This window comes from Brevundimonas aurantiaca (genome assembly GCF_904830995.1).
Lineage (GTDB): Bacteria > Pseudomonadota > Alphaproteobacteria > Caulobacterales > Caulobacteraceae > Brevundimonas > Brevundimonas aurantiaca.
Genome location: NZ_CAJGVD010000001.1, coordinates 315,434 through 338,860, shown reverse-complemented (window position 1 = coordinate 338,860; position 23,427 = coordinate 315,434). Strand labels below are relative to the sequence as shown.

25 protein-coding genes are annotated in these 23,427 nt (G+C 66.5%); 2 read left to right on the top strand and 23 right to left on the bottom strand.

Annotation, left to right across the window (positions count from 1 at the left end; all coding sequences use genetic code 11):
• The first annotated feature begins 203 nt into the window (after nt 1-203).
• On the top strand, nt 204-836 hold the full coding sequence (msrA, locus tag JMT67_RS01780; protein WP_201462529.1) for a peptide-methionine (S)-S-oxide reductase MsrA: 633 nt from the start codon (nt 204-206) through the stop codon (nt 834-836).
• A 395-nt stretch (nt 837-1,231) separates the two neighbouring features.
• Here msrA and JMT67_RS01775 read toward each other — a convergent pair whose 3' ends face one another.
• The 4 genes from JMT67_RS01775 to JMT67_RS01760 form a co-directional block, all read right to left on the bottom strand.
• Nucleotides 1,232-1,936 carry an ABC transporter ATP-binding protein gene (locus JMT67_RS01775; RefSeq protein WP_201462528.1) on the bottom strand — a complete coding sequence of 235 codons (705 nt, stop codon included), beginning with the start codon at nt 1,934-1,936 and terminating at the stop codon, nt 1,232-1,234.
• The gene (locus tag JMT67_RS01770) at nt 1,929-3,215 is read right to left on the bottom strand and encodes a lipoprotein-releasing ABC transporter permease subunit (RefSeq protein WP_201462527.1); all 1,287 of its coding nucleotides are present in this window, start codon (nt 3,213-3,215) and stop codon (nt 1,929-1,931) included. Before JMT67_RS01770 ends, JMT67_RS01775 begins: the two co-directional genes overlap by 8 nt.
• Nucleotides 3,212-4,528, bottom strand: a complete 1,317-nt coding sequence (gene proS / locus JMT67_RS01765; RefSeq protein ID WP_054765549.1) for a proline--tRNA ligase — start codon at nt 4,526-4,528, stop codon at nt 3,212-3,214. Before proS ends, JMT67_RS01770 begins: the two co-directional genes overlap by 4 nt.
• A gap of 77 nt (nt 4,529-4,605) precedes the next feature.
• Nucleotides 4,606-4,872 (bottom strand): DUF1467 family protein, encoded by a 267-nt coding sequence (locus JMT67_RS01760; RefSeq protein WP_191558396.1) that lies wholly within the window; start codon nt 4,870-4,872, stop codon nt 4,606-4,608.
• Nucleotides 4,873-4,948: 76 nt separating this feature from the next.
• Between JMT67_RS01760 and JMT67_RS01755 the strand changes: the two genes are divergently transcribed.
• Nucleotides 4,949-5,302 carry a 5-carboxymethyl-2-hydroxymuconate Delta-isomerase gene (locus tag JMT67_RS01755; protein ID WP_201462526.1) on the top strand — a complete coding sequence of 118 codons (354 nt, stop codon included), beginning with the start codon at nt 4,949-4,951 and terminating at the stop codon, nt 5,300-5,302.
• 9 nt (nt 5,303-5,311) lie between these two features.
• Here the strand turns inward: JMT67_RS01755 and JMT67_RS01750 are convergent, their stop codons facing one another.
• The 19 genes from JMT67_RS01750 to JMT67_RS01660 form a co-directional block, all read right to left on the bottom strand.
• Nucleotides 5,312-5,650 carry a DUF3088 family protein gene (locus JMT67_RS01750; RefSeq protein ID WP_201462525.1) on the bottom strand — a complete coding sequence of 113 codons (339 nt, stop codon included), beginning with the start codon at nt 5,648-5,650 and terminating at the stop codon, nt 5,312-5,314.
• Between the two features lie 49 nt (nt 5,651-5,699).
• Nucleotides 5,700-7,373: a ribonuclease J gene (locus JMT67_RS01745; protein WP_201462524.1), complete on the bottom strand. Its 1,674-nt coding sequence runs from the start codon at nt 7,371-7,373 to the stop codon at nt 5,700-5,702.
• Complete coding sequence (locus JMT67_RS01740) at nt 7,374-8,153, bottom strand: type III pantothenate kinase (protein WP_201463941.1); 780 nt, start codon at nt 8,151-8,153, stop codon at nt 7,374-7,376.
• Complete coding sequence (locus JMT67_RS01735; RefSeq protein ID WP_201462523.1) at nt 8,150-8,899, bottom strand: biotin--[acetyl-CoA-carboxylase] ligase; 750 nt, start codon at nt 8,897-8,899, stop codon at nt 8,150-8,152. Before JMT67_RS01735 ends, JMT67_RS01740 begins: the two co-directional genes overlap by 4 nt.
• Before the next feature lie 4 nt (nt 8,900-8,903).
• Complete coding sequence (nuoN, locus tag JMT67_RS01730; protein ID WP_201462522.1) at nt 8,904-10,346, bottom strand: NADH-quinone oxidoreductase subunit NuoN; 1,443 nt, start codon at nt 10,344-10,346, stop codon at nt 8,904-8,906.
• 8 nt (nt 10,347-10,354) lie between these two features.
• Nucleotides 10,355-11,839, bottom strand: coding sequence for an NADH-quinone oxidoreductase subunit M (locus tag JMT67_RS01725; RefSeq protein ID WP_201462521.1), 1,485 nt, complete (start codon nt 11,837-11,839; stop codon nt 10,355-10,357).
• Between the two features lie 4 nt (nt 11,840-11,843).
• Complete coding sequence (gene nuoL / locus JMT67_RS01720) at nt 11,844-13,946, bottom strand: NADH-quinone oxidoreductase subunit L (RefSeq protein ID WP_201462520.1); 2,103 nt, start codon at nt 13,944-13,946, stop codon at nt 11,844-11,846.
• 2 nt (nt 13,947-13,948) lie between these two features.
• Complete coding sequence (nuoK, locus tag JMT67_RS01715) at nt 13,949-14,257, bottom strand: NADH-quinone oxidoreductase subunit NuoK (RefSeq protein ID WP_201462519.1); 309 nt, start codon at nt 14,255-14,257, stop codon at nt 13,949-13,951.
• The gene (locus JMT67_RS01710) at nt 14,257-14,883 is read right to left on the bottom strand and encodes an NADH-quinone oxidoreductase subunit J (RefSeq protein ID WP_183215768.1); all 627 of its coding nucleotides are present in this window, start codon (nt 14,881-14,883) and stop codon (nt 14,257-14,259) included. The genes nuoK and JMT67_RS01710 overlap by 1 nt, the downstream gene beginning before the upstream one ends.
• 71 nt (nt 14,884-14,954) lie before the next feature.
• Nucleotides 14,955-15,446: an NADH-quinone oxidoreductase subunit NuoI gene (gene nuoI, locus JMT67_RS01705; RefSeq protein WP_054765538.1), complete on the bottom strand. Its 492-nt coding sequence runs from the start codon at nt 15,444-15,446 to the stop codon at nt 14,955-14,957.
• Entirely contained in the window at nt 15,446-15,679 is a 234-nt protein-coding gene (locus JMT67_RS01700; RefSeq protein WP_183215770.1) for a hypothetical protein, read from the bottom strand. Before JMT67_RS01700 ends, nuoI begins: the two co-directional genes overlap by 1 nt.
• Nucleotides 15,676-15,909, bottom strand: a complete 234-nt coding sequence (locus JMT67_RS01695; RefSeq protein WP_183215773.1) for a hypothetical protein — start codon at nt 15,907-15,909, stop codon at nt 15,676-15,678. Before JMT67_RS01695 ends, JMT67_RS01700 begins: the two co-directional genes overlap by 4 nt.
• On the bottom strand, nt 15,910-16,989 hold the full coding sequence (nuoH, locus tag JMT67_RS01690; protein WP_054765535.1) for an NADH-quinone oxidoreductase subunit NuoH: 1,080 nt from the start codon (nt 16,987-16,989) through the stop codon (nt 15,910-15,912). It lies immediately after the preceding gene.
• A 3-nt stretch (nt 16,990-16,992) separates the two neighbouring features.
• Nucleotides 16,993-19,038 carry an NADH-quinone oxidoreductase subunit NuoG gene (gene nuoG, locus JMT67_RS01685; protein ID WP_201462518.1) on the bottom strand — a complete coding sequence of 682 codons (2,046 nt, stop codon included), beginning with the start codon at nt 19,036-19,038 and terminating at the stop codon, nt 16,993-16,995.
• Nucleotides 19,038-19,529, bottom strand: coding sequence for a hypothetical protein (locus JMT67_RS01680; protein ID WP_152950063.1), 492 nt, complete (start codon nt 19,527-19,529; stop codon nt 19,038-19,040). Before JMT67_RS01680 ends, nuoG begins: the two co-directional genes overlap by 1 nt.
• Before the next feature lie 2 nt (nt 19,530-19,531).
• Complete coding sequence (nuoF, locus tag JMT67_RS01675; protein WP_054765532.1) at nt 19,532-20,845, bottom strand: NADH-quinone oxidoreductase subunit NuoF; 1,314 nt, start codon at nt 20,843-20,845, stop codon at nt 19,532-19,534.
• A gap of 393 nt (nt 20,846-21,238) precedes the next feature.
• Nucleotides 21,239-21,520, bottom strand: a complete 282-nt coding sequence (locus tag JMT67_RS01670) for a hypothetical protein (RefSeq protein WP_183215779.1) — start codon at nt 21,518-21,520, stop codon at nt 21,239-21,241.
• The gene (gene nuoE, locus JMT67_RS01665) at nt 21,520-22,197 is read right to left on the bottom strand and encodes an NADH-quinone oxidoreductase subunit NuoE (RefSeq protein ID WP_201462517.1); all 678 of its coding nucleotides are present in this window, start codon (nt 22,195-22,197) and stop codon (nt 21,520-21,522) included. Before nuoE ends, JMT67_RS01670 begins: the two co-directional genes overlap by 1 nt.
• A complete protein-coding gene (locus tag JMT67_RS01660; protein WP_054766920.1) occupies nt 22,194-23,408 on the bottom strand; it encodes an NADH-quinone oxidoreductase subunit D in 1,215 nt (404 codons plus the stop codon). Before JMT67_RS01660 ends, nuoE begins: the two co-directional genes overlap by 4 nt.
• Nucleotides 23,409-23,427 lie beyond the last annotated feature (19 nt).

Genomic DNA, 23,427 nt, shown 5'->3' with positions numbered 1-23,427 from the left:
TCCAGACGAAGCCCCCGCACGAGGCCAACGACAACAGGTCTCTCATCAGACGCGGCATTACGGTTCATCCCCAATGAATAATGTTCCCGTCTTGTTCTATGTTCACCCCTTGTTCGCGTCAACCCCACACTTATCCACATGGACGGTTCGTGCGAAACCATCCGCGCGCGCCTGTCGTATGCAGAGGAAGCAAGGAGACCACCATGCTCAAATCCAGGGCTCGCCCGACCGGCGTCGGGGCCATTGTCGCGGGCCTCGTCCTGCTCGCCCTGCCCCGGGCGGCGGCCGACGCCCAGGCCCGCGACGCGCCTCGATTTCAGACGGCGGTCTTCGCCGGCGGCTGCTTTGGGTCTGAGGAAAAGGCGTTCGACGGCCTGCCCGGCGTTCGCTCGGCCGTGTCGGGCTTCGTCGGCGGCCATACCGCCCGTCCGACCTATGAGCAGGTGGTTCGCGGCGGGACCGGCCATATGGAGGCGGTCCAGGTCACCTTCGATCCGCGCGTCGTCAGCTATCGCGCCCTGGTCGACCGCTACTGGCGCACCATTGATCCGACCGATCCGGACGGACAGTTCTGTGATCGAGGACCGTCATACCGGACGGCCGTCTTCGCCACGGCGGATCAGCGTGCGACGGCGGTCGCGTCGCGCGACGCGGCGATGCGCGTCTTGGGCAAGAGTTTCACCACCCCGGTCGTCGGGGCTCAGCGGTTCTGGCCCGCCGGCCCGGAGCACCAGGACTACGCCCGCCGCCACCGCTCCCACTACGAAGCCTACCGCCAGGGCTGCCGCCGACCGCAAAGCCTGCGCGCCATCTGGGGCGACGCGGCTGTGGGGTGAGGCAGGCGGGCCTTCAGTAGGCCTAGGGCCAATCGACATTGGGCCTGCCGCCGTCCTGCCGGGCGGCGCGCAGCCGCCAACCCAGGAGAAGCGCCTCGGGCGTTGAAGACTCTATTCCATTGAGTGCCGGTCTTCCATTGAGTGTCGGTCTTCCTTCCCGCGTCAGCGGAAGGGAAAAACGTCTGGCGGCGGAACGCCGATTGAGGATGGGTTCATCACAACGGGGCACGACGAGGTCACGGCGGACACGGCGCTTCCTATGGCGTCGTGACCGTTGTGGATCCGCCGTGATCGCTGTGATGAACCCGCTCGCCGCATCAAGGCCTGTGACGCGGGAAGAGCGGCCTGACCGCAGTAAGCTGAATGTCGATTGAACCTAGCTCAGTAGGCCTAGCTCAGTAGGTCTGGCTCTGGGCCGCCCGTTCTTCCAGATGGCCGTCCTTCAGGGCGAAGACGCGGTCCATGTGGCCGGCCAGCTCCATATTGTGGGTGGCGATCAGGGCGGCGACGCCCGTGGTCTTGGCCAGGTCGCGCAGGGATTCGAACACCGACTGGCTGGTGGTCGGATCCAGATTGCCGGTCGGCTCGTCGGCCAGCAGCAGGCGGGGCCGGTTGGCCAGGGCGCGGGCGATGGCGACACGCTGTTTCTCGCCGCCCGACAGCTGGGCCGGCTGGTGGGTCAGACGTTCGCCCAGACCCAGAGCGGTCAGGGTCTCCTCGGCCTGTTTGCGGGCCTGGACCTGGCCCATGCCCGCGATCCGCATCGGCAGGGCGACGTTGTCGCGCGCGTCGAACTCGGCCAGCAGATGGTGGAACTGATAGACGAAGCCGATCCGCGACAGGCGCAGCCGGGTGCGGGCGCGCTCGTCCAGATCGCCCACCATTTCGCCGTCGATGGCGACCGTGCCCTCGGTCGGCCTTTCGAGCAGGCCGGCGGCATGCAGCAGACTGGACTTGCCCGAGCCCGAGGGACCGATCAGGCCGACGATTTCGCCGGGCATGACGTCCAGATCCACGCCCTTCAGCACAGTCAGGCCGCCGCTCGCGGTGTCATAGGTACGGGTCAGGCCGCGCACCGACAGGATGGGAGACCTACTCATAGCGGAGCGCCTCCACCGGATCGATGCGCGAGGCCGTCCAGGACGGCGGCAAACTGGCCACACAGCTCATGCTGAACGACAGAAGGGCGACCCAGGTCACGTCGACGGGATCGACCAGGGCCGGAATGGCGTCCAGCTGATAGACGTCGGCGTTGAACAGCTGGACCCCCAGGATGGCTTCCAGGGCGTGCTGGATGGCGCCGATGTTCCAGCAGAACAGCAGGCCCAGCACCAGGCCCGCCACGGTCCCGGCCACGCCGATCAGGGCGCCGGACATGAAGAAGACCCGCAGGATCGACGACTGGCTGGCGCCGACGGTGCGCAGGATGGCGATGTCGCGCGTCTTGTTCTTCACCAGCATGACGATGCCGGAGATGATGTTCATCGCTGCGATGGCGACCACCAGACCCAGGATAATGCTCATCGCCACCCGCTCGACCTTCAGGGCGCCGTAGAAGGCGGCCAGACGCTCGCGCCAGTCGCTGACGACCGAGCCCGGCCCGGCCGCGTCGCGGATGGCGGGGGTCAGTTCGCCGACCCGGTCGGGGTCATCGACCTTGATCTCGATCGCGTCCCACACGCCTTCCTTCCCGAAGAAGAGCTGCTGCTGTTCCAGCGGCATGAACAGGAAGGCGCGGTCGAAATCGGCCGTGCCCGAGCGGAATAGACCGCCGACGAAATAGGTCTTTTCCAGCCCGCCCAGATTGCCGAAGGCGCTATCGGCTCCGGTGGGCGAATAGAGGGTGACGGGATCGCCGACCCGCAGGCCCAGGGAATTGGCCAGGGCCGCGCCCATCAGGATGCGGTCGCCGCCATAGGCGCCCTTGCCGAAGTTCGCCCGCTCCTGGGGCGTCAGGCTGTCGAAGACATATTTGGTGGTGGCCAGGTCCTGGGGCCGCACGCCGCGCACCATGGCGCCGGTCGTGAAGTTGCCGACCCGGACCAGGCTCTGGCTCTCGTTCAGAGGGGTGACGCTGGCCACACCGGGGACTGCTGCGATCCGCTTAAGGGCGGCGTCGCGATCTTCCGACGTCAGCACCGGCCCCTGGACGTACATATGGCCGTTGAACGACAGCATCCGGCCCAGCAGTTCGGCCCGGAAGCCGGACATGATGCTCATGACGCTGATCAGGACCGCGACGGCCAGCATGATGCCGATGAAGCTGATCACGGCGATTGTGGCGACCCCGCCCTCCTTGCGCTTGGCGCGCAGGTAGCGGACGGCCAGGCCGATCTCCCATGCGGAGAAGGCGCCGGAAGGACGGGACGGCAGGGTCAAGCAGTCAACCTTTCGATGGCTTCGGCCAGGGGGACGGACACCTTCTCGCCGGTGGCGCGGCGCTTCAGCTCGACCACGCCGTCGGCCAGCCCCTTGGGACCGATGGTCAGCTGCCACGGCACGCCGATCAGGTCGGCGGTGGCGAACTTGCCGCCCGGCCGTTCGTCGGTGTCGTCGTACAGCACGTCCTTGCCGAGTTTTTCCAGCTGGGCCACCGCGTCCTCGCAGGCGGCGGAGACGGCCTCGTCATTGGCGCGCAGATTGATCACCACCACGTCGAACGGCGCCACGGCGTCGGGCCAGATGATGCCGCCCTCGTCGTGGCTGGCCTCGATGATCGCGCCCAGCAGGCGCGACACGCCGACGCCGTAGCTGCCCATGTGGACATTGGCGTCCTGGCCGTCGGGACCGGCGACGCGGGCCTTCATCGGCGCCGAATATTTCTCGCCGAAATAGAAGATGTGGCCGACCTCGATGCCGCGCGCCGACAGGCGGTCGCCCTCGGCGGTCTCGGCCTCGAAGCGGGCTTCGTCGTGCATTTCCTCGGTCGCAGCATAGAGCGCCGTTCGTTGATCAACGATTGACTGAAGATCGTCCCAATCCACGTCCGCGCCCGGCGCCGGCATTTCGACCAGCTTCTTGTCGCAGAAGACGGCGCTCTCGCCCGTCTCGGCCAGGACGATGAACTCGTGGCTCAGGTCGCCGCCGATCGGACCGGTGTCGGCGCGCATCGGCACGGCCTTCAGCCCCATGCGGGCGAAGGTGTTCAGATAGGCCACGAACATGCGGTTATAGGCCTTGCGGGCCGAAGCCTCGTCCACGTCGAAGGAATAGGCGTCCTTCATCAGGAACTCGCGACCGCGCATGACGCCGAAGCGGGGGCGGCGCTCGTCGCGGAACTTCCACTGGATGTGAAACAGGTTCAGCGGCAGCGACTTGTAGGACTTCACATAGGCCCGGAAGATGTCGGTGATCATCTCCTCATTGGTGGGGCCGTACAACAGTTCGCGCTCGTGCCGGTCGGTGATGCGCAGCATCTCGGGGCCATAGGCGTCGTAGCGGCCGCTCTCACGCCACAGGTCCGCCAGTTGCAGGGTCGGCATCAGCAGCTCGACAGCCCCCGCTCTCACCTGCTCCTCGCGCACGATCTGCTCGATCTTGCGCAGCACCTTCAGGCCCAGCGGCAGCCAGGCGTAGATGCCGGCGGCCTCCTGCTTGATCATGCCGGCGCGCAGCATCAGCTGGTGCGAAACGATCTGGGCGTCCGAAGGGGCTTCCTTCAGCGTGGGCAGGAAAAAGCGCGACAGGCGCATGATGGGGAATCCTAGGCGTAGAGACAGACCAAGGCTTTAGCCGCTGGACCGGGGCGAAAGCTAGGCCGGGATGGCGTTTAGAGAGCCGGGGCGCGCGAGAAGTCCGGCAGGGGCAGCCAGCCGGTGAAGATCAGCACCATGACGAAGGCCCAGACGATCGCCGACACCCAGGTGGTGGTGAGGAATTTGCGCTTCAGGTTCGGCGTGGTCGGCGCGCCCCATTGGGCGCCGTCGGTCGGCGGAGTATGGGTCTCGCGCGAGGTTCCCAGCGGCAGGACCGCAAACAGCACCGTCCACCAGACGATGATGTAGATGCCGAACATGGTGGCGGGGCCGATGGGCATGAAACCTCCTGTCGGAACTTTGGCGTCCGGTTGAAACCGGTCTAGAGGATCAGCCTCCCCACGACGAGTCCCCGACATGCCGCAGATCACCCTGGAATACACCCGCCACCTGGCCGACGCCGACTGGACCCCGATCGCGCTGGAGATCCACCAGGCCGCCGTCGAGATCGCCGGCGCCGCCCTGTCGGCCTGCAAGACCCGGCTGATCGCCCTGGATCATGTCGTCATCGCCGACGACGCGCCCGAGACCGCCATGCTGGCCTGCCGCATCGGCCTGATGCTGGGCCGCACGCCGGAGCAGAAGAGCGCGCTGAGCGAACGGGTGCTGGAGATCCTGACGGCCGCCCTGGCCGGCGTCACGCGCAAGGTCGAGGTGTCGGCCGAGGTGTTCGAGCTGAACGAGACCTATCGCAAGGCCACGCTGGGCTAAGGCGCGCCCTCAGGGGTGCGGGCGGCCCACGCCGTAGCGCGCCGCCAGATAGGGGGCGATGGCGTGGTCCTGGAGGAAGCGGCGGCCGGTGGTTTCGCTGACCTGGGCCTCGGGCCAGTCCAGTTCGCCGTCCAGGATCAGGATCGGGCAGCTCTGATGCGCCTCGCCGACCTCGGCGACGACCGGGGCGCGCGGCCGGAGGTGGTCCAGATAGACCACCTCAAGCGCCTCCCTCAGCTGGGGATAGAAGGCCAGGACGCCCTCGATATAGGCGCCGGGCGGGCAGAACCAGGGTCCGCCCTGATCGTCATGCCAGTCGGGGTTCAGCAGAAAGAGTCGTTCGGCCATGAGCGCGATATAGATCGGCTCATGACCGAAGCGCCAGAGGGCGGCGCCGTCAGACCCGCAGGACGACCGTCTCGACGATGGGACGGCGATCCCAGATCTGCTGGCTGGCCTTCTTCAGCACGCGGGCGACGGCCTGTTCGATGACCAGTTCGTCCTCCAGCGCCTCGCCCTTCAGGCTCTTGACCACCTGTTCGACCCGCTCGGCCAGATTGTCCAGGGCGTCACCCAGAGGCGTGGCGGTGTCGCCCGGCAGGCCGACGCTGCGGATGTCGATGTCGCTGACGATCCGGCCGCGCTTGTCCAGGGCGAAGCTGACGATCAGCACGCCATTGGTCGAGGCGTGGCGACGCTCCTTCAGGGCCTCGCCCTGTTCGGTCACCAGCATGCCGCCGTCGACATAGAGCCGGCCGTTCGGCACTTCGTCGATGATCTGGGCGGGGCCGGGCGCCAGGCGGACCATGTCGCCGTTGCGCGGGGTCACCGTCTCCTTGACCCCGACCTCCTTGGCCAGGTTGGCGTGCTCCAGCAGGAAGCGGCGCACCCCGTGGGTCGGAACCGCGATCTGCGGCCGGACCCATTCGTACATCTGTTTGAGCTCGTCACGGCACGGGTGGCCGGACACGTGGATGCCGGGGTGATCCTTCTCGGTGTAGAGGCGCACGCCCCGGTCCGCGAGACGGTCCTGCAGATTGCCGATGGCCAGTTCGTTGCCGGGGATCTGGCGCGACGAGAAGATGCAGTGGTCGCCCAGGCCCAGTTTCACAACCGGGTGCGTGCCGTCGGCGACGCGCGACAGGGCCGCCCTCGCCTCGCCCTGGCTGCCGGTGCACAGGTACAGGATCTGGTCGGCGGGCCAGACGCGCGCCTCCTCGTCCGACAGGAAGGGCTTCACGTCCTGCAGCATGCCGACGTGTTTGGCGGCCGCCGTGATCCGGTGCATCGACCGGCCGGCCAGGGCGACGCGACGGCCGCAGGCCTCGGCGGCGCGGATGACGCTGTCCATCCGCGCGACGTTGGAGGCGAAGCATCCGACGGCGACCCGGCCCTTCAGGGTCGAAATCAGCTTGCCCAGGGCCACGGCCACGTCGCCTTCCGACCCGGCCACGCCCGGCACGAAGACATTGGTCGAGTCGCAGACCATGGCCAGGACGCCCTCGTCGCCCAGGCCGCGGATGGTCGGGGCGTCCGTCTTGGTCCCGATGACCGGTTGGTTGTCGATCTTCCAGTCGCCGGTATGGAACACCGTGCCCAGGGGGGTGTCGATGGCCAGGCCGCTGGGCTCGGCGATCGAATGGGTCATGTTGACGAAGGTGACGCCGAACGGGCCGATGTCGACGGTTCCGCCCAGGGGAACCTCGATCAGTTCGACCTCGTCCAGAATGCCGCGCTCGCGCAGCTTGTCGCGGATCAGATAGGCGGTGAAGGGCGTCGCATAGACCGGCGCCTTCAGCCGCGGCCACAGCCAGCCCAGGGCCCCGATATGGTCTTCGTGCGCATGGGTCAGGACGATGCCCTTGATCGTCTCCCCTTCCAGATAGGTGGGATCCGGCACGATCACGTCCACGCCGGGCGTCGACAGGTCGCCGAAGGTGACGCCGACGTCGACGATCAGCCATTCACGATCAGCCTCTGGCCCGAAGCCATAGGCGTTGAGGTTCATACCGACCTCGTCCGAGCCGCCCAGCGGCAGGAAAACGAGTTCGTCTTGGGTTTGCTTTTTCATTCAGTCCGTCAAATGGGCGTTACGACGCCAGATTTCGAGGAGGCCGCGGATAGTCAGGTCGGGATCGAAGTGATCGATGCTGTCGGTCGCGCCTTCGAACAGGCTGGCGACCCCGCCGGTTCCAATGACGGTCATGGGCCGCGCCCATTCCGCCTTGATGCGCGCGACAAGGCCTTCGATCAATGAAATATAGCCCCAGAAGACGCCGGACTGCATGGCCTCGACCGTGCCCTTGCCGATGACGTGTTCGGGTTTCTGTATGGCGATGCGCGGCAGTTTGGCCGCCGCCTCGTGCAGGGCCTGGAGCGACAGATTGATGCCCGGCGCGATCAGGCCGCCCTCGAAGGCGCCGTCGTCGGCGACGATGTCGAAGGTGGTGGCCGTGCCGCTGTCGATCACGATCAGGTCGCCCGGATAGACCAGCTTGGCCCCTATCGCATTGACCAGACGGTCGGCGCCGGCTTCGCTGGGCTTGGCGATGCGGACGTCGATGCCCAGCTCGGCGTTCTCGCCGATCACCAGGGGTTCGATGTTCAGATAGCGGCGCGACAGATTGCGCAGATTGAAGATCGACTGGGGCACCACGCTGGAGATGATGCAGCCGGTCAGAGCGGCGAACTGAAGCCCTTTCATGACCATCAGCTGGTTCAGCCAGACGGCGTATTCGTCGGCGGTGCGGCTGGCCTCTGTGGCGGCGCGCCATTGGGCGATCCAGTCCGAACCGTCGTGAACGGCGAACAGCGTATTGGTGTTGCCCTGTTCGATGGCGAGCAGCATCAGTTCGCCTTGCCGAAGAAGACGTCGCCCGCCGAGATCAGCCGCACGGAGCCGTCGGTCAGACGCAGACGCAGCGCCCCGTCCGCCTCGACACCCTCGGCCACGCCTTCCAGGGTCTCATTGTCCAGTCGCGCGACGCAGGGGCCGTTAAGGCCGGTCAGGCGGCTGGTCCAGGTGTCCAGCACGGGCTCGAAGCCCAGGGTCTGCCAGCGGCCCCACCAGACGGCGAAGGTCTCGGCCAGGATCTCGGCGGCGGCCTCGATGGGGGGTGCGAAAGCCAGGTCGGCGCGCAGGCGCTCGGCAATCGCAGTCGCGCCCCGCTCTGTATCGTCCGGCGCATGGGCCAGGTTCACGCCGATGCCGACGGCCAGCCACAGGTCGCCGTTCGCATGGGCGCCGGACTCGACCAGAATGCCGGACACCTTGACCCCGTCCAGCAGGACGTCGTTGGGCCATTTAATCGTCACCAGGGCGGGCGAGACGAAGACGTCCAGCAGGTCGGCGACGGCCAGGGCGGCGACGAAGGTGGCCTGGGCCGCCTCGGCCGCCGACTGGGGCGTTGTGATCAGCAGGGTGGCGGCCAGGTTGCCCTGCTCGGTCTCCCATTTGCGGCCGCGCCGGCCGCGGCCGGCGGTCTGGCGCCGGGCCACGATCCAGCGGGGTCCGGTCTCGCCGGCCTCGGCCAGGCGTCGGGCCTCGGCGTTGGTCGAGTCGATCTCGTCGAGGATCACCAGGGGGGCGGGCGTCAAAGCCCTAACCGTTCCCGAAGCCGGCGCTCGCAACCTTGGTCAGCGGCTCCAGCCAGGTCAGACCGACGATCACCAGGGGGAAGGCGAAGGCGGCGCAGGCCCAGCCGATCAGGCTGGTTTCCGGCGAGGCCTTGTCGGTGGCGATCTCGTCCACGGGCGCATCGAACCACATCAGCTTGATGATCCGCAGATAGTAGAAGGCAGCGACGACCGAGGCGACCAGACCGACGGCGGCGACCGGCCACAGGCCGGCGGCCGCAGCGGCCCCGAAGACATAATACTTGGCCCAGAAGCCCGACAGCGGCGGCATGCCGAGCACCGACAGCGACAGGACGGTCAGGGCGACGGCGGTCAGCGGACGGTCCTTCTTCAGACCGGCCAGATCGGCGATGCGACGGATCGGGCGGCCCGACTTGGACAGGCTGAGCAGGATGGCGAAGAAGCCCAGCTGGTCGATGACATACAGGGTCATGAACATCAGCATGGCCTGCAGGCCCGCGCTGGTGCCGGCGGCGAGGCCCAGCAGGGCGTAGCCGATATTGGCGATCGACGAATAAGCCAGCAGGCGCTGGATGTCCTTCTGGGCGATGCCGCCGAAGGCGCCGACCACGAAGCTGAGCAGGGAGATGGCGATCAGGACCTGCGACCACTGGGCGTGGGCCTCGGCGAAGCCGCCTTCCAAAACGCGGGCGATCAGCACCATGGCGGCCATCTTGGGCGCGGTGGCGAACAGGGCCACGACCGGGGTCGGGGCGCCTTCGTAAACGTCAGGCGTCCACATGTGGAAGGGGGCGGCCGAAACCTTGAACGCCAGGCCGCAGATCAGGAAGACCAGGCCGAAGACCAGGCCCGGGCCCGGATGGTCCTGAGCGAAGGCGGCGATGTCCTCGAACCGCATCGAGCCGGCGAAGCCGTAGATCAGGCTGGCGCCGTACAGCAGCAGGCCGGACGACAGAGCGCCGAGCACGAAATATTTCAACCCCGCTTCCGACGCCTTGGCGTCGTCGCGGTGGAAGGCGGCCAGGACGTACAAGGCCAGCGAGTGCAGCTCGATGCCGACATACATGGAGATCAGATCGCCCGAGGAGGCCATCATCCCCATGCCGACCGCCGCGAGGACGATCAGGACCGGATATTCGAACTTGGCGATGCGGGTGCGCTTCATCCAGCCGTCGCCCAGCACGACGGCCACGGCGGCGGACAGATAGATGACGCTCTTGCCGTAGATGGCCAGCGGGTCGGCCACATAGGCGCCGTTGAAGGCGACGCCCCACGGTCCCATGACGGCGATGGCGGCGGCGGCGATCAGCAGCAGGACCGACAGGATGGACACCAGCCGGGCGCTCTTGTCGCCGATGAAGGCGCCGACCATCAGCAGGACCAGGGCGCCGACCGCAAGGGTCAGCTCCGAGGCGGCGAGGTGCAGGGCGGAGGACAGATCAGGCATGCTTGGTCTCACCCGCCGATCGCGGCGCGATAGGCGCTGGTCAGGGCCTCGACGGCGGGCCCGGTGTAATCGAGGACGGCGGCCGGATGGACGCCCAGCCACAGGGTGCCGACGATCAGCGGCACGAACAGCGCAAGCTCACGCTTGTCGATGTCGGCGATGGTCATCAGCTTCGGATTGGTGATCTCGCCGAACATGACCGAACGATACAGGGTCAGGGCGTAGACCGCCGAGAAGATGACGCCCGAGGCCGCCACCAGGGCCGCCCAGGTCGAGGCCTGATAGGCGCCCGTCATGGTCAGGACTTCGCCGATGAAGCCCGAGGTGCCCGGCAGGCCGACATTTGCCATGGTGAACATCAGGAAGATGGCGGCGAACCAGGGCATGCGCGAGGTCAGGCCGCCATAGAAGGCGATCTCCCGCGTGTGCATCCGGTCATAGACCACGCCGACGCAGAGGAAGAGCGCGCCCGAGATCAGGCCGTGGCTGATCATCTGGAAGACGGCGCCCTGCATGCCCTGATCGTTGCCCGAGAAGATGCCCAGGGTCACGAAGCCCATGTGGGCGACCGACGAATAGGCGATCAGCTTCTTGATGTCGGTCTGACGCCAGGCGACCAGCGAGGTGTAGACGATGGCGATCACCGACAGGGTGAAGACCAGGGGGCGGAACATCTCGGACGCGACCGGGAACATGGGCACGTTGAACAGGATGAAGCCGTAACCGCCCAGCTTCAGCAGGATGCCGGCCAGGATGACCGAGCCCGCCGTCGGCGCCTGCACGTGAGCGTCAGGCAGCCAGGTGTGGACCGGCCACATCGGCATCTTCACCGCGAAGGAGGCGAAGAAGGCCAGCCACAGCAGGGGCTGAACGGCCGGGCTGAAGGCGTACTGCTTAAGCTCGGGAATGCTGGTGGTGCCGGCGGTGTGCGACATCCACAGCATGGCCAGCAACATCAGCACGGACCCCAGCAGGGTGTAGAGGAAGAACTTGTAGGCCGCGTAGATCCGGTTGGCGCCGCCCCAGATACCGATGATCAGGAACATCGGCACCAGGGTGCCTTCGAAGAAGATGTAGAAGAGATACAGGTCCAGGGCCGTGAAGACGCCGATGACCAGGGTCTCCAGGATCAGGAAGGCGATCATATATTCGACGACGCGCGTCTCGATCGACTTCCAGCTGGCCAGGATGCAGATCGGCATCAGGAAGGCCGTCAGCAGGACGAACAGCACCGATACCCCGTCGACGCCCAGATGATAGCTGGCCCCGGCGAACCAGGGGACCATTTCGACGAACTGATAGGCGGTGTTCGACGGGTCGAAACCGGCGACCAGCACGACCGAGACGCCCAGGACGACCAGGGTCGTCAGCAGAGCGATCCAGCGCGCGGCCGGGGCGGCGGCGTCCTGGGACTTGGAGGCCAGCCGGGCGAGATAGATCGCCAGGGCGCCGACCAGCGGCAGGAAGGTAACGAGGCTCAGGATGTAGGGCACGGGATCAGGCTCCCCACGCGAGGATGGCGAAGGTGAGCAGACCAGCCACCCCGAGCAGCATCACGAAGGCATAGTAGTAGAGGAATCCGGACTGGAACTTGGACAGCCAGCCGGCCGATTTCAGCGAGGCCCAGGCGGCGCCGTTGGGACCGAAGCCGTCGATGATCTTCACGTCGAAGATCTTCCAGAAGGCGTCGCCCAGGGCGCGGAAGCCGCGCACGAAGACGAAGTCGTACAACTCGTCGAAGTACCACTTGTTGTAGAGGAAGCGGTAGATCGCGCCGTCCCGCTCGGCCATGCGACGGCCCATGCCCTCGCGCGCCACATAGATCCAGTAGGCGAAGGCCGTGCCAATCAGGGTCAGGATCAGGGGCGACCACTTCACCCAGGTCGGAACCTCGTGGCTTTCGTGCAGCACATGATTGTGCTCGCCGGTGAAGATGGCGCCACGCCAGAACTCATGCTCGTGGTGGCCGATGAAGTGCGGCGCGAAGACGAAGCCCGCCGCCACGGCGCCGACCGACAGCAGGATCAGCGGAACCAGCATGACCCAAGGGCTCTCGTGCGGCTGCAGCGGGCCGTGGTGGCCGTGGTCGTCGTGGGCGTGATCGTCATGCGCGTCATGGGCGTGCGCTTCGGCCGCCGGCTCGGAATGGGTTTCCAGCTGGGCGTGCGAGGCATGGTCGTCCGCATGATGGGCGTCGCCCTCTTCCTTCCACACAGGTCTGTTGTGGAAGGTCATGAAGACCAGGCGCCACGAATAGTAGGCCGTCAGACCGGCGGCGATGATGCCGACGAAGAAGGCGAACAGGCCGACCGCGCTATGGCCGCTGGCGGCCGAGGCGTAGGCGCTCTCGATGATCGAGTCCTTCGAATAGAAGCCGGCGAAGCCGCCGACGCCGGGGATGCCCAGGCCGGTGATGGCGATGGTGCCGATGGTCATGACGGCATAGGTGATCGGCAGCAGCTTCCACAGACCGCCCATTTTCCGCATGTCCTGCTCGTGGTGCATGCCGTGGATCACCGAACCGGCGCCCAGGAACAGCAGGGCCTTGAAGAAGGCATGGGTGAACAGGTGGAACATGGCCGCCTGATAGGCGCCGACGCCCGCCGCGAAGAACATATAGCCCAGCTGCGAACAGGTCGAATAGGCGATGACCCGCTTGATGTCGTTCTGGGTCAGGCCGACCGTAGCGGCGAACAGGGCCGTGATCGCGCCGATGATGGCGATGATCTGGGCGGCGCCGGGGGCGTGCTCATAGATCGGCGACAGCAGGCAGACCATATAGACGCCGGCGGTCACCATGGTGGCCGCGTGAATCAGGGCGGACACCGGCGTCGGGCCTTCCATCGCGTCCGGCAGCCAGGTGTGCAGGAAGAACTGGGCCGACTTGCCCATGGCGCCGATGAACAGCAGGAAGCCGGCCAGATCCAGCGCGGACCACTGGACGCCCAGGAACTCCCAGGTCGTACCCGCCTTGGAGGCGACCAGCGGGAACAGTTCGGCGAACTCGATCGTGCCGTACATCCAGAAGACGGTCACGATCCCCAGCACGAAGCCGAAGTCGCCGACCCGGTTGACGACGAAGGCCTTGATGGCGGCGGCGCTGGCGGTCGGCTTCTTGTACCAGAAGCCGATCAGCAGATAGGAGGCCAGACCCACGCCTTCCCAGCCGAAGAAGATCTGCATGAAGTCGGCGGCCGTCACCAGCGCCAGCATCATGAAGGTGAACAGGGACAGATAGGCGAAGAAGCGCGGCCGGCTGTCGTCCTCGGCCATATAGCCCCAGGAGTAGAGGTGAACCAGCGAAGAGACGCTGGTGACCACGATCAGCATGGTCGCCGACAGGGCGTCGATGCGGATCGACCAGGCCGACTGGAAGTCCCCCACATTGATGAAGGGCGCCAGGCGGATGGTGAAGGGCTCCAGATGGCCCCATGTCCACTGGCCGAACACCGTCCAGGCGACGGCGCACGAGAAGAACAGCAGGCCGGTCGTGACGGTCTGCGACGGGATGTTGCCGATCCGACGGCCGAACAGGCCGGCGATGGTCGCGCCCAGCAGCGGGGCGAAGATCCCGAGAATGATCAGGGTGTGGAGGTTCACGCTCAGCCCTTCATCACGGAGGCGTCATCGACGGCGATGTCGCCGCGGTTACGGAAGAAGGTCACCAGAATGGCCAGGCCGACGGCGGCCTCGGCCGCGGCCACGGTCAGGACGAACATGGCCATGATCTGCCCCGACACCTCATTGAGGTAGGCCGAGAAGGCGACGAAGTTGATGTTCACGGCCAGCAGGATCAGCTCGATCGACATCAGGATGATGATGACGTTCTTGCGGTTCACGAAGATGCCGAAGACCCCGATGGTGAACAGGATCGCCGCCACGCTGAGATAATGGATGAGACCGATGTCCATCAGAGAAGCTCCTCGGGCGAGACGCCCTGCCCGGTCTGCACCGACTTGACCTCCATCGCCTTGGCGGCGGAGCGGTTGACCTGGTCCGAAATGTTCTGGCGCTTGATATGCGGCTTGTGGCGCAGGGTCAGGGTGATGGCGCCGATCATGGCGATCAGCAGCACGATCCCCGCCGCCTGGAAGAAGTAGACATAGTCCGTATAGAGCACCCGGCCGATCGCCTCGACATTGGTCATGTCGGCGCTCGGCGCGCCCGGCGCCGTCAGGCCGGCGGTCGCTCCGCCCTGAACCACGGCGATGGACACCAGGATCATCTCGAACAGCAGCACCGCCGCGACGATGGCCCCGATCGGCAGATAGCGGGCGTAGCCGCCCCGAAGTTTCAGGAAGTCGACGTCCAGCATCATGACGACGAACAGGAACAGCACCGCCACAGCCCCGACGTAGACGACGACCAGCAGCATCGCCAGGAACTCGGCGCCGAGAAGGACGAACAGACCCGCCGAGGAGAAGAAGGCCAGGATCAGGAAGAGAACGCTGTGCACGGGATTGCGCGCGGTCACGACCAGAAGGCCTGACACCACGGCGGTCGCCGCCAGCAGATAGAAGGCTATGCCTTGCAGCATGTCGGGACGAGGCCCCTTTCGTCTCGGTCGTGACCCCGTTTGGGAATCGCCGACCCGTTAGCGTGAGCGCCTTAGCGGTAAGGCGCGTCGAGTTCCAGATTCTTAGCGATATGGCGTTCCCAGCGGTCGCCGTTGTCCAGCAGCCGGGCCTTGTCGTACAGCAGCTCCTCGCGCGTTTCGACGGTGAACTCCGAGTTCGGGCCCTCGACGATGGCGTCCACCGGGCAGGCCTCCTGGCACAGCCCGCAGTAGATGCATTTGACCATGTCGATGTCGTAGCGGGTCGTGCGGCGGCTGCCGTCGGCGCGGGGCTCGGCCTCGATGGTGATGGCCTGGGCCGGGCAGATGGCCTCGCACAGTTTGCAGGCGATGCAGCGCTCTTCACCGTTCGGATAGCGGCGCAGGGCGTGTTCGCCGCGGAAGCGAGGCGATTGCGGGTTCCGCTCGAACGGATAGTTCACGGTCGCCTTGGGGCGGGCCATGTATTTGAGGGTCAGGCCGATGGCGCCGATGGCGTCGAGCATCATCGCGCCCTTGGCGGCCTGGGCGATACGGGTGAACATCACGAGCGATCCTCTGGCGCCGGGGCGCCGTTGGTTGAAGTCTGGGCCGGGGCGACGGCCTGGGTCTTGGTCGGGGTCTGGGCTGGAACCTGGCTTTGGGCGGCGCGCCATTCGCGCTCGATCCGCTCCTGGCGTTGCTGCCACTGATAGCCGGATTCAGGCATCCGGGTGTCGGGCGCGCAGGCCGTCATCACGGGCGCGAGGACCAGCAGCGGGAGGATCAGACGGGTCATGCTCCGACCCTCCGCAGCACGTCCTTGCAGTCCATCGTCTTATAGCGGGGATCGTCGCGGTTCATCATCCGGCACAGATTGACCGTCTCGCCGTCACGGCGCGCTCCGTCCTCGCGCCGCTCCAGCGACGCGGCGGGATCGGTCGGCGCCGGTGCGGGAATGGGCGCGAAGGTGCAGGCGGCGAGCCCCCCCGACGCGGCCATGGCCAGGATGACGGCGCGCGAGACCATCTAGGCCCCCACCGCGAAGACGCGCCAGGCGGCAGTGACCACCACGGCGACCAGAGAGGCGGGCAGGAAGATCTTCCAGCCCAGCCGCATCAGCTGATCATAGCGGAAGCGAGGCACGAAGGCCTTCACCAGGGCGATGGCCAGGAACCAGAAGACCGTCTTGGTGACGAAGGTCAGCAGATAGATCGTATAGGCGATCCAGGCCGGCAGGTCGTCCAGCGTCTCCTGCGACAGGAAGCCGGGGTTCCAGCCGCCGAAGAAGAGGATGGTCATCATCGCCGACATGAAGACGATGTTGACGTACTCGCCCATCATGAAGAGCAGATAGGTGGTCGAGCTGTATTCGACCTGATAGCCGGCCACCAGTTCCGACTCCGCTTCGGGCAGGTCGAACGGCGGGCGGTTGGTTTCCGCCAGGGCCGAGACGAAGAAGACGATCGACATGGGGAACAGGATCACGATCAGGGGCCAGGTGCCCTGCCCGCCGCCGAAGGCGTACCAGTTCCAGAAATAGCCGCTCTGGCCTTCCACGATCTGCGACAGGTTCATGGTGCCGGCCAGCAGGATCACATTGATGATGATCAAGCCCAGCGAGACCTCATAGGACACCATCTGGGCCGCCGAACGCAGCGATCCCAGGAACGGATACTTCGAGTTCGAAGCCCAGCCGCCCATGATGATGCCGTACACGCCCAGCGAGGACACGGCGAAGATATACAGGATGCCGACGTTCAGGTCCGACACCACCCAGCCCGGCGCGAAGGGGATCACCGCCCAAGCCATGAAGGCCAGGACGACGGTGATGATCGGCGCCAGGATGAAGACCGCCTTGTCCGCGCCGGAGGGGATGACCACCTCCTTCAGCACGAATTTGATCATGTCCGCGAAGGACTGCAGCAGGCCGAAGGGACCGACGACGTTCGGCCCTTTGCGCATCTGCACCGAGGCCCAGACCTTGCGGTCGGCCAGCAGCAGGAAGGCGACGGCGACCAGGACGCCGACGGTGATCAGCAGGATCTGACCGAGGGTGATCAGCGTCCAGCCGCCGGGCGTGGCCCAAAAGGAGGTAGCAGCGTCCATGACTTACTCCGCCGCCATCGCGACCGGGGCGATCCGCAGGGCGGACAGTTCGGCCATGGTCGCACTGGCGCGCGCGATCGGGTTGGAAAGATAGGGATCGGCGACGATCGAGGTGAAGGCCCGGTCGCCCAGGTCTCCCTTGACGCCCAGTTTCGAGGGGTCAAAGGCGGCCGGCGTCGGGAGATAGTCGATCCGGCCGAAGGTCGGATGATCGGCCATCATCCTGGCGCGCAGCTGGTCCAGGGTGTCGTACGGCAGGGTCTGGTCGACGCGGGCGGACAGGGCGCGGATGATCGCCCAGTCTTCCTTGGCCTCGCCCTTGGGGAAGACGACGCGTTCAGCCATCTGCACCCGGCCTTCGGTGTTCACATACAGGCCCGACTTCTCGGTATAGGCCGCGCCCGGCAGGATGACGTCGGCGCCGTGCGCGCCCCGATCGCCGTGGCTGCCCAGATAGACGCGGAAGGCGTTCGAACCGGTCGGATCGACTTCGTCGGCGCCCAGCAGGAACAGAACGTCCAGCGCGCCCGGCTTCAGCATGTCCGCTGCCGTCAGGCCGCCCTCGGCCGGCACGAAGCCCATGTCCAGGCCGGCCACGCGCGCGGCGGCGTGGTGCAGGACGTTGAAGCCGTTCCAGCTGTCGGTCACGACCCCGACCTTCTTGGCCAGGGCGCCCAGGGCGTTCAGGACGGCGGCGCCGCCCTCCCCGCCCAGAGCGCCGGAGCCGACGATGATCGCCGGCCGCTCGGCCTTGGCCAGGAAGTCCATCGCCGACTTGGGCAGCTTGGCCAGGGTCTTCGACCCGGCGCCCAGATAGGCGTAGTCGAAGGTCAGATCGGCCTGTTCGCCGATGACGCCGATCTCGACCCCGCCCTTGATCCAGCTCTTGCGCAGACGGGCGTTCAGCAGGGGCGCCTCGACGCGCGGGTTGGCGCCCACGATCAGGATGGCGTCCGCCTTTTCAATGCCTTCCAGGCCGGAGTTGAACAGCCAGCCCTCGCGCGGGCCATAGCCCAGGGCGGCGCCGTCCTGGCGGCAGTCGGTGTTCTTGGAGCCCAGGGCGCGGAACAGGTCCAGGGTCGCCTTCATCGACTCGGCGTCCTGCAGGTCGCCGGCGATGACGCCGATGCGGTCGGCCGAGGCGGCCTTCAGCCGGGCGGCGACGGCGTCCAGCGCCTCGTTCCAGGTGGCGGCGCGCAGCTTGCCGTTCTCGCGGATCCACGGGCGGTCCAGGCGGCGCGCGGTCAGGCCGTCGACGACATAGCGGCTCTTGTCCGACAGCCACTCCTCGTTGATCCCCTCGTTCACGCGCGGCAGGACCCGCATGACCTCGGAGCCGCGGTAATCGGCGCGAATGTTCGAGCCCAGGCCGTCCATGACGTCGATGGTCTCGGTCTTCTTCAGTTCCCACGGACGATAGTGGTACTGCCAGGGCCGGTGGGTCAGGGCGCCGACCGGGCACAGGTCGTTGACATTGCCCGACAGTTCCGAGGCGACCGACTTCTCGAGATAGGTGGTGATCTCGGCGTCCTCGCCGCGCGAGATCATGCCGATGTCTGGCACGCCGGCGACCTCGGTGATGAAGCGAACGCAACGGGTGCACTGGATGCACCGCGTCATGAAGGTCTTGATCGTCGGCCCCATGTTCTTTTCTTCGACCGCGCGCTTGTTCTCGGCGTAGCGAGAACCATCGCGGCCATAGGCCATGGACTGGTCCTGCAGGTCGCACTCGCCGCCCTGGTCGCAGATCGGGCAGTCCAGCGGGTGGTTGATGAGCAGGAACTCCATCACGCCTTCGCGGGCCTTCTTCACCATCGGGGTGTCGGTGAAGATCTCCTGGCCGTCGGCGGCCGGAAGCGCGCACGAAGCCTGGGGCTTGGGCGGTCCGGGCTTCACCTCGACCAGGCACATACGGCAGTTGCCGGCGATGGACAGGCGTTCATGGTAGCAGAAGCGCGGGATTTCCTGCCCCGCGCGCTCGGCGACCTGGAGCACGGTCATGCCGGGCTCGAATTCAACTTCGACGCCGTTGACCTTGGCGACTGGCATCAGCGGGCCTCTTCTTCAGCAGGAACGGCCAATTCGGCCTGTTCCGTCGTCCCATCCGGGAGGGTCTGGGTGATGGTGATCGTCTCGCCGTCCATGACGTAGCGGACCACCGGATCGTCCGACTGGTTCATCCAGCGCACGAAGGTTGGATCGGGCAGATCGAGCGGTTTCCACACGATCAGGTCTTTCTCGACGCGGCAGTCGGCGCGCATCCGGCCGCCGTCGACCGGGGCGCGCCACGAGGCGTGGACCACCTCGCCCTCCACGCCGTCGATGGCGACGGCGCCGGGCTGCTGCCCGTGAATGGCGGCGAGGCCCGCGCGACAGACCCGACGCAGATCGGCCGGGGTCAGCACCGCCGGCGCTGTCTTCACGGCGTCGGACGGCTTGGCCGCGGCCGCGACCTTTTCCGCAGGCGTGGGCGCAGCCTCGCGCTCGCCGCAAGCGGCGAGAGCCAAGGCTCCGATCACGATGGCGGACAAGCGGCGCATCCCTACTCCGCCGCGATCGCGTGGCCGGCGAAGTTCGCGCGGCGGCTGCGGTAGTTGGCGATACGCTCTTCGATCTCGTGACGGAAGTGACGGATCAGGCCCTGAACCGGCCAGGCGGCCGCGTCGCCCAGGGCGCAGATGGTGTGGCCCTCGACCTGACCGGCGACGTCCAGCAGCAGGTCGATTTCCGAGGGATCAGCCTCGCCCACGGCCATACGCTCCAGCACGCGCCACATCCAGCCGGTGCCCTCGCGGCACGGCGTGCACTGGCCGCAGCTCTCGTGCTTGAAGAAATAGCTGATGCGGGCGATCGCCTTCACGATGTCGGTGGACTCGTCCATCACGGTCACGCCGGCGGTGCCCAACGACGAGCGAACCTCGCGCATGGAGTCGAAGTCCATCAGCACGGTTTCCGCCTGTTCGCGCGTGATGACCGGGCAGGAGGCGCCGCCGGGGATGATGGCCTTCAGATTGCCCCAGCCGCCGCGAACGCCGCCGCCGTGCTCTTCGATCAGCTGGCGCAGCGGGATCGACATGGTCTCTTCGACGACGCAGGGCGTGTTCACATGGCCCGACAGCGACATCAGCTTGGTGCCGGTGTTGTTCGGACGGCCGAAGCTGGCGAACCAGTCCGCGCCGCGGCGCAGGATGGTGCCGACGACGGCGATCGACTCGACGTTGTTCACCGTGGTCGGGCAGCCGTACAGGCCCGCGCCAGCAGGGAACGGCGGCTTCAGACGGGGCTGGCCCTTCTTGCCTTCGAGGGATTCCAGCAGGGCGGTCTCTTCACCGCAGATATAGGCGCCGCCGCCGTGGTGGATATAGACGTCGAAGTCCCAGCCGTGGACGTTGTCCTTGCCGATCAGCCTGGCCTCATAGGCCTGTTTGACCGCCGCCTCCATCCGCTCGCGCTCGAGCACATATTCGCCACGCAGATAGATGTAGCAGGCGTGGGCCTGCATGGCGAAGCTGGCGATCAGGCAGCCTTCGATCAGCAGATGCGGATCGTGGCGCATGATCTCGCGGTCCTTGCAGGTCGCGGGCTCGGATTCGTCGGCGTTGACGACCAGGTAGTGAGGGCGATCCTTCACTTCCTTGGGCATGAAGGACCACTTCAGACCGGTCGAGAAGCCGGCGCCGCCACGGCCGCGCAGGCCGGACGCCTTGACGTTGTTGATGATCCAGTCGCGGCCAAGGTCCAGCATGTCCTTGGTGGCGTTCCAGGCGCCGCGGCTCTTGGCTCCGTCCAGCGTCCAATCATGGAAGCCGTACAGGTTGGTGAAGATGCGGTCCTTGTCTTCGAGAATGCCGACCATCAGGCTGCTCCTGCGTCTACGCCGACGGGGGGGACCGAGAGCGGACTGGCGTTCGAGGCCGAGATCGCGCTGGCCGGGCGGCGGCTGACGCGGTTCAGGGCTGGGTTTGTTACGCGGTTCGGAAGCATCAGCAGGACCGGGTGAAGGCGTAGAGGGAGCGGTCGCGGGGACGACCGAAGGGGATGTGGGCGGAGTTTGCGTCGATACGGACCCAGCGCTCAGCGACAGACTGGCCGCGCCGGCCAGGTTGACCAGCAATCGCCCTGTCCCGGCGGGGCTCCACCCGCCTCGGCCGCGCTTGGGCGCGCGGCGCCCTGCCCGCTTCTGATCCGTCGACATGGCGCCCCCCGGCACGCTGCATCGAGTTCAAGAAACCACAGTAGATCGACGCGCTCATGACGAAGCGCCTTCCAGCTCGCGCATACGGCGTCGGTGATGCCGGGTGCGGCTGTAGACGGCGCCGATGACGCAGGCCCAGCCCAGGCCCAGCATGACGTAGGAGGCCGTATAGGCCCAGTCGCCCAGGCCGGGCGTGCCCTGCCGGGTGAACAGGATCAGCATGGCGGCGCCGACCACGAGCGCGAGTCCGCCCGCGCGCAGGGGGCGCGCGACCTGGCGCAGCTCCTTGCGGTATGCGGCGCGGCCTTCGTCGCTGTCGAGGTCAGGGGCAGGCATCAGGCCGGAGCCTTCTCGACCGGCGCGGGATCGCTGTTGGGCAGTTTCTTGATCGGCTTGGCGGCCGAGCCGTCATACAGCTTCGGGTCCAGCAGGGTCTTGGCCCCGCCGGCCGGCGCTGCGTTGTGGCGACCGATGTAGGAGCCCGGCTTGGGCGCCTTGCCCGCCGCGAAGTCGTCGATGATCTGGGCCATGGTCTCGGGCGTCAGGTCTTCGTAATAGTAGTCGTTGATCTGGGCCATGGGCGCGTTGGAACAGGCGCCCAGGCATTCGACCTCCTGCCAGGTGAAGCGGCCGTCGGCGGACAGATGGTCCTTGGGACCGATCTTCTCCTTGCAGACCTTCATCAGCTGATTGGCGCCGCGCAGCATGCACGGCGTGGTGCCGCACACCTGGATCAGGGCGGTCTTGCCGACCGGCTCCAGCATGAACATGGTGTAGAAGGTCGCGACCTCCATCACTCGGATGAAGGGCATGCCCAGCAGTTCGCCGACCGCGCGAATGGCGGGTTCTGAGACCCAGCCTTCCTGCTTCTGCACCAGCCACAGGATCGGGATCACCGCCGACTGGCGACGGTTTTCCGGATATTTCTTGATCCACCATTCGGCCTTGGCCTGGGTGTCCTTCGAAAAGGCGAACGAGGCCGGCTGTTCCTTGGCGAGACGACGAACGCTCATCGGTCCACTTCTCCGAAAACGATGTCGAGCGAGCCCAGGATGGCGGAGACGTCGGCCAGCTGGTGGCCGCGGTTCATCCAGTCCATCGCCTGCAGGTGACGGAAGCCCGGCGCCGAGATCTTGACGCGATAGGGTTTGTTGGTGCCGTCCGACACCAGATAGATGCCGAACTCCCCCTTGGGCGCCTCGACGGCCGCATAGACCTCGCCTTCCGGCGTCTTGAAGCCTTCGGTGTACAGCTTGAAGTGATGGATCAGGGATTCCATCGACCGCTTCATCTCGCCGCGACGCGGCGGCACGATCTTGTTGTCCTCGACCATCACCGGCTCGCCGGGGCAGTTGCGCAGCTTATGGATGCACTGCTCCATGATGCGCACCGACTGCTTCATCTCCTCGATGCGGCAGAGGTAGCGGTCCCAGCAGTCGCCGTTCTTGCCGACCGGAATGTCGAACTCCATCTCGGCGTAGCACTCGTAGGGCTGCGACTTGCGCAGGTCCCAGGCGATGTCCGAGCCGCGCAGCATCACGCCCGAGAAGCCCCAGGCCAGGGCCTGTTCCTTGGACACCACGCCGATGTCGACGTTGCGCTGCTTGAAGATGCGGTTTTCGGTGACCAGGCTCTCGATGTCGGCCAGGGCCTTGGGGAACTCCAGGCACCAGCGACCGATGTCGTCGATCAGGTCCATCGGCAGGTCCTGATGGACGCCGCCGGGGCGGAAGTAGTTGGCGTGGAGACGCGCCCCGCTGGCGCGCTCGTAGAAGACCATCAGCTTCTCGCGCTCTTCGTGACCCCAGAGCGGGGGCGTCAGGGCGCCGACGTCCATGGCCTGCATGGTCGCGTTCAGCAGGTGGTTCCCGATCCGGCCGATCTCCGAATAGAGGACGCGGATCAGCTGAGCCCGGTACGGAACCTCGATGCCCAGCAGCTTCTCGATGGCCAGGCAGAAGGCGTGCTCCTGGTTCATCGGCGCCACATAGTCGAGCCGGTCCAGATAGGGCACGTTCTGCAGATAGGTGCGGGCCTCCATCAGCTTTTCGGTGCCGCGATGCAGCAGGCCGATATGCGGATCGACGCGCTCGACGATCTCGCCGTCCAGCTCCAGCACCAGACGCAGCACGCCGTGCGCGGCCGGGTGCTGCGGGCCGAAGTTGATGGTGAACTTGCGGTCGTCCATGTCGCGGGCATGGTCGGTCCGGTGATCCATCGGCATGTCTTCGAAGGGATCTCCG

Bases quoted from the DNA above. Each gene is read 5' to 3' on its own strand.
- nuoE (WP_201462517.1), bottom strand. From the start codon at position 22,197: ATGAGCGTTCGTCGTCTCGCCAAGGAACAGCCGGCCTCGTTCGCCTTT.
- JMT67_RS01755 (WP_201462526.1), top strand. From the start codon at position 4,949: ATGCCGCAGATCACCCTGGAATACACCCGCCACCTGGCCGACGCCGAC.
- JMT67_RS01695 (WP_183215773.1), bottom strand. From the start codon at position 15,909: ATGGTCTCGCGCGCCGTCATCCTGGCCATGGCCGCGTCGGGGGGGCTC.
- JMT67_RS01775 (WP_201462528.1), bottom strand. From the start codon at position 1,936: ATGAGTAGGTCTCCCATCCTGTCGGTGCGCGGCCTGACCCGTACCTAT.
- JMT67_RS01660 (WP_054766920.1), bottom strand. From the start codon at position 23,408: ATGCCGATGGATCACCGGACCGACCATGCCCGCGACATGGACGACCGC.
- nuoN (WP_201462522.1), bottom strand. From the start codon at position 10,346: ATGCCTGATCTGTCCTCCGCCCTGCACCTCGCCGCCTCGGAGCTGACC.
- msrA (WP_201462529.1), top strand. From the start codon at position 204: ATGCTCAAATCCAGGGCTCGCCCGACCGGCGTCGGGGCCATTGTCGCG.
- nuoI (WP_054765538.1), bottom strand. From the start codon at position 15,446: ATGTTCACCCGTATCGCCCAGGCCGCCAAGGGCGCGATGATGCTCGAC.
- nuoG (WP_201462518.1), bottom strand. From the start codon at position 19,038: ATGCCAGTCGCCAAGGTCAACGGCGTCGAAGTTGAATTCGAGCCCGGC.
- nuoF (WP_054765532.1), bottom strand. From the start codon at position 20,845: ATGGTCGGCATTCTCGAAGACAAGGACCGCATCTTCACCAACCTGTAC.
- nuoK (WP_201462519.1), bottom strand. From the start codon at position 14,257: ATGGACATCGGTCTCATCCATTATCTCAGCGTGGCGGCGATCCTGTTC.
- JMT67_RS01700 (WP_183215770.1), bottom strand. From the start codon at position 15,679: ATGACCCGTCTGATCCTCCCGCTGCTGGTCCTCGCGCCCGTGATGACG.
- JMT67_RS01680 (WP_152950063.1), bottom strand. From the start codon at position 19,529: ATGCGCCGCTTGTCCGCCATCGTGATCGGAGCCTTGGCTCTCGCCGCT.
- JMT67_RS01760 (WP_191558396.1), bottom strand. From the start codon at position 4,872: ATGCCCATCGGCCCCGCCACCATGTTCGGCATCTACATCATCGTCTGG.
- JMT67_RS01670 (WP_183215779.1), bottom strand. From the start codon at position 21,520: ATGCCTGCCCCTGACCTCGACAGCGACGAAGGCCGCGCCGCATACCGC.
- JMT67_RS01745 (WP_201462524.1), bottom strand. From the start codon at position 7,373: ATGAAAAAGCAAACCCAAGACGAACTCGTTTTCCTGCCGCTGGGCGGC.
- proS (WP_054765549.1), bottom strand. From the start codon at position 4,528: ATGCGCCTGTCGCGCTTTTTCCTGCCCACGCTGAAGGAAGCCCCTTCG.
- JMT67_RS01750 (WP_201462525.1), bottom strand. From the start codon at position 5,650: ATGGCCGAACGACTCTTTCTGCTGAACCCCGACTGGCATGACGATCAG.
- JMT67_RS01710 (WP_183215768.1), bottom strand. From the start codon at position 14,883: ATGCTGCAAGGCATAGCCTTCTATCTGCTGGCGGCGACCGCCGTGGTG.
- nuoH (WP_054765535.1), bottom strand. From the start codon at position 16,989: ATGGACGCTGCTACCTCCTTTTGGGCCACGCCCGGCGGCTGGACGCTG.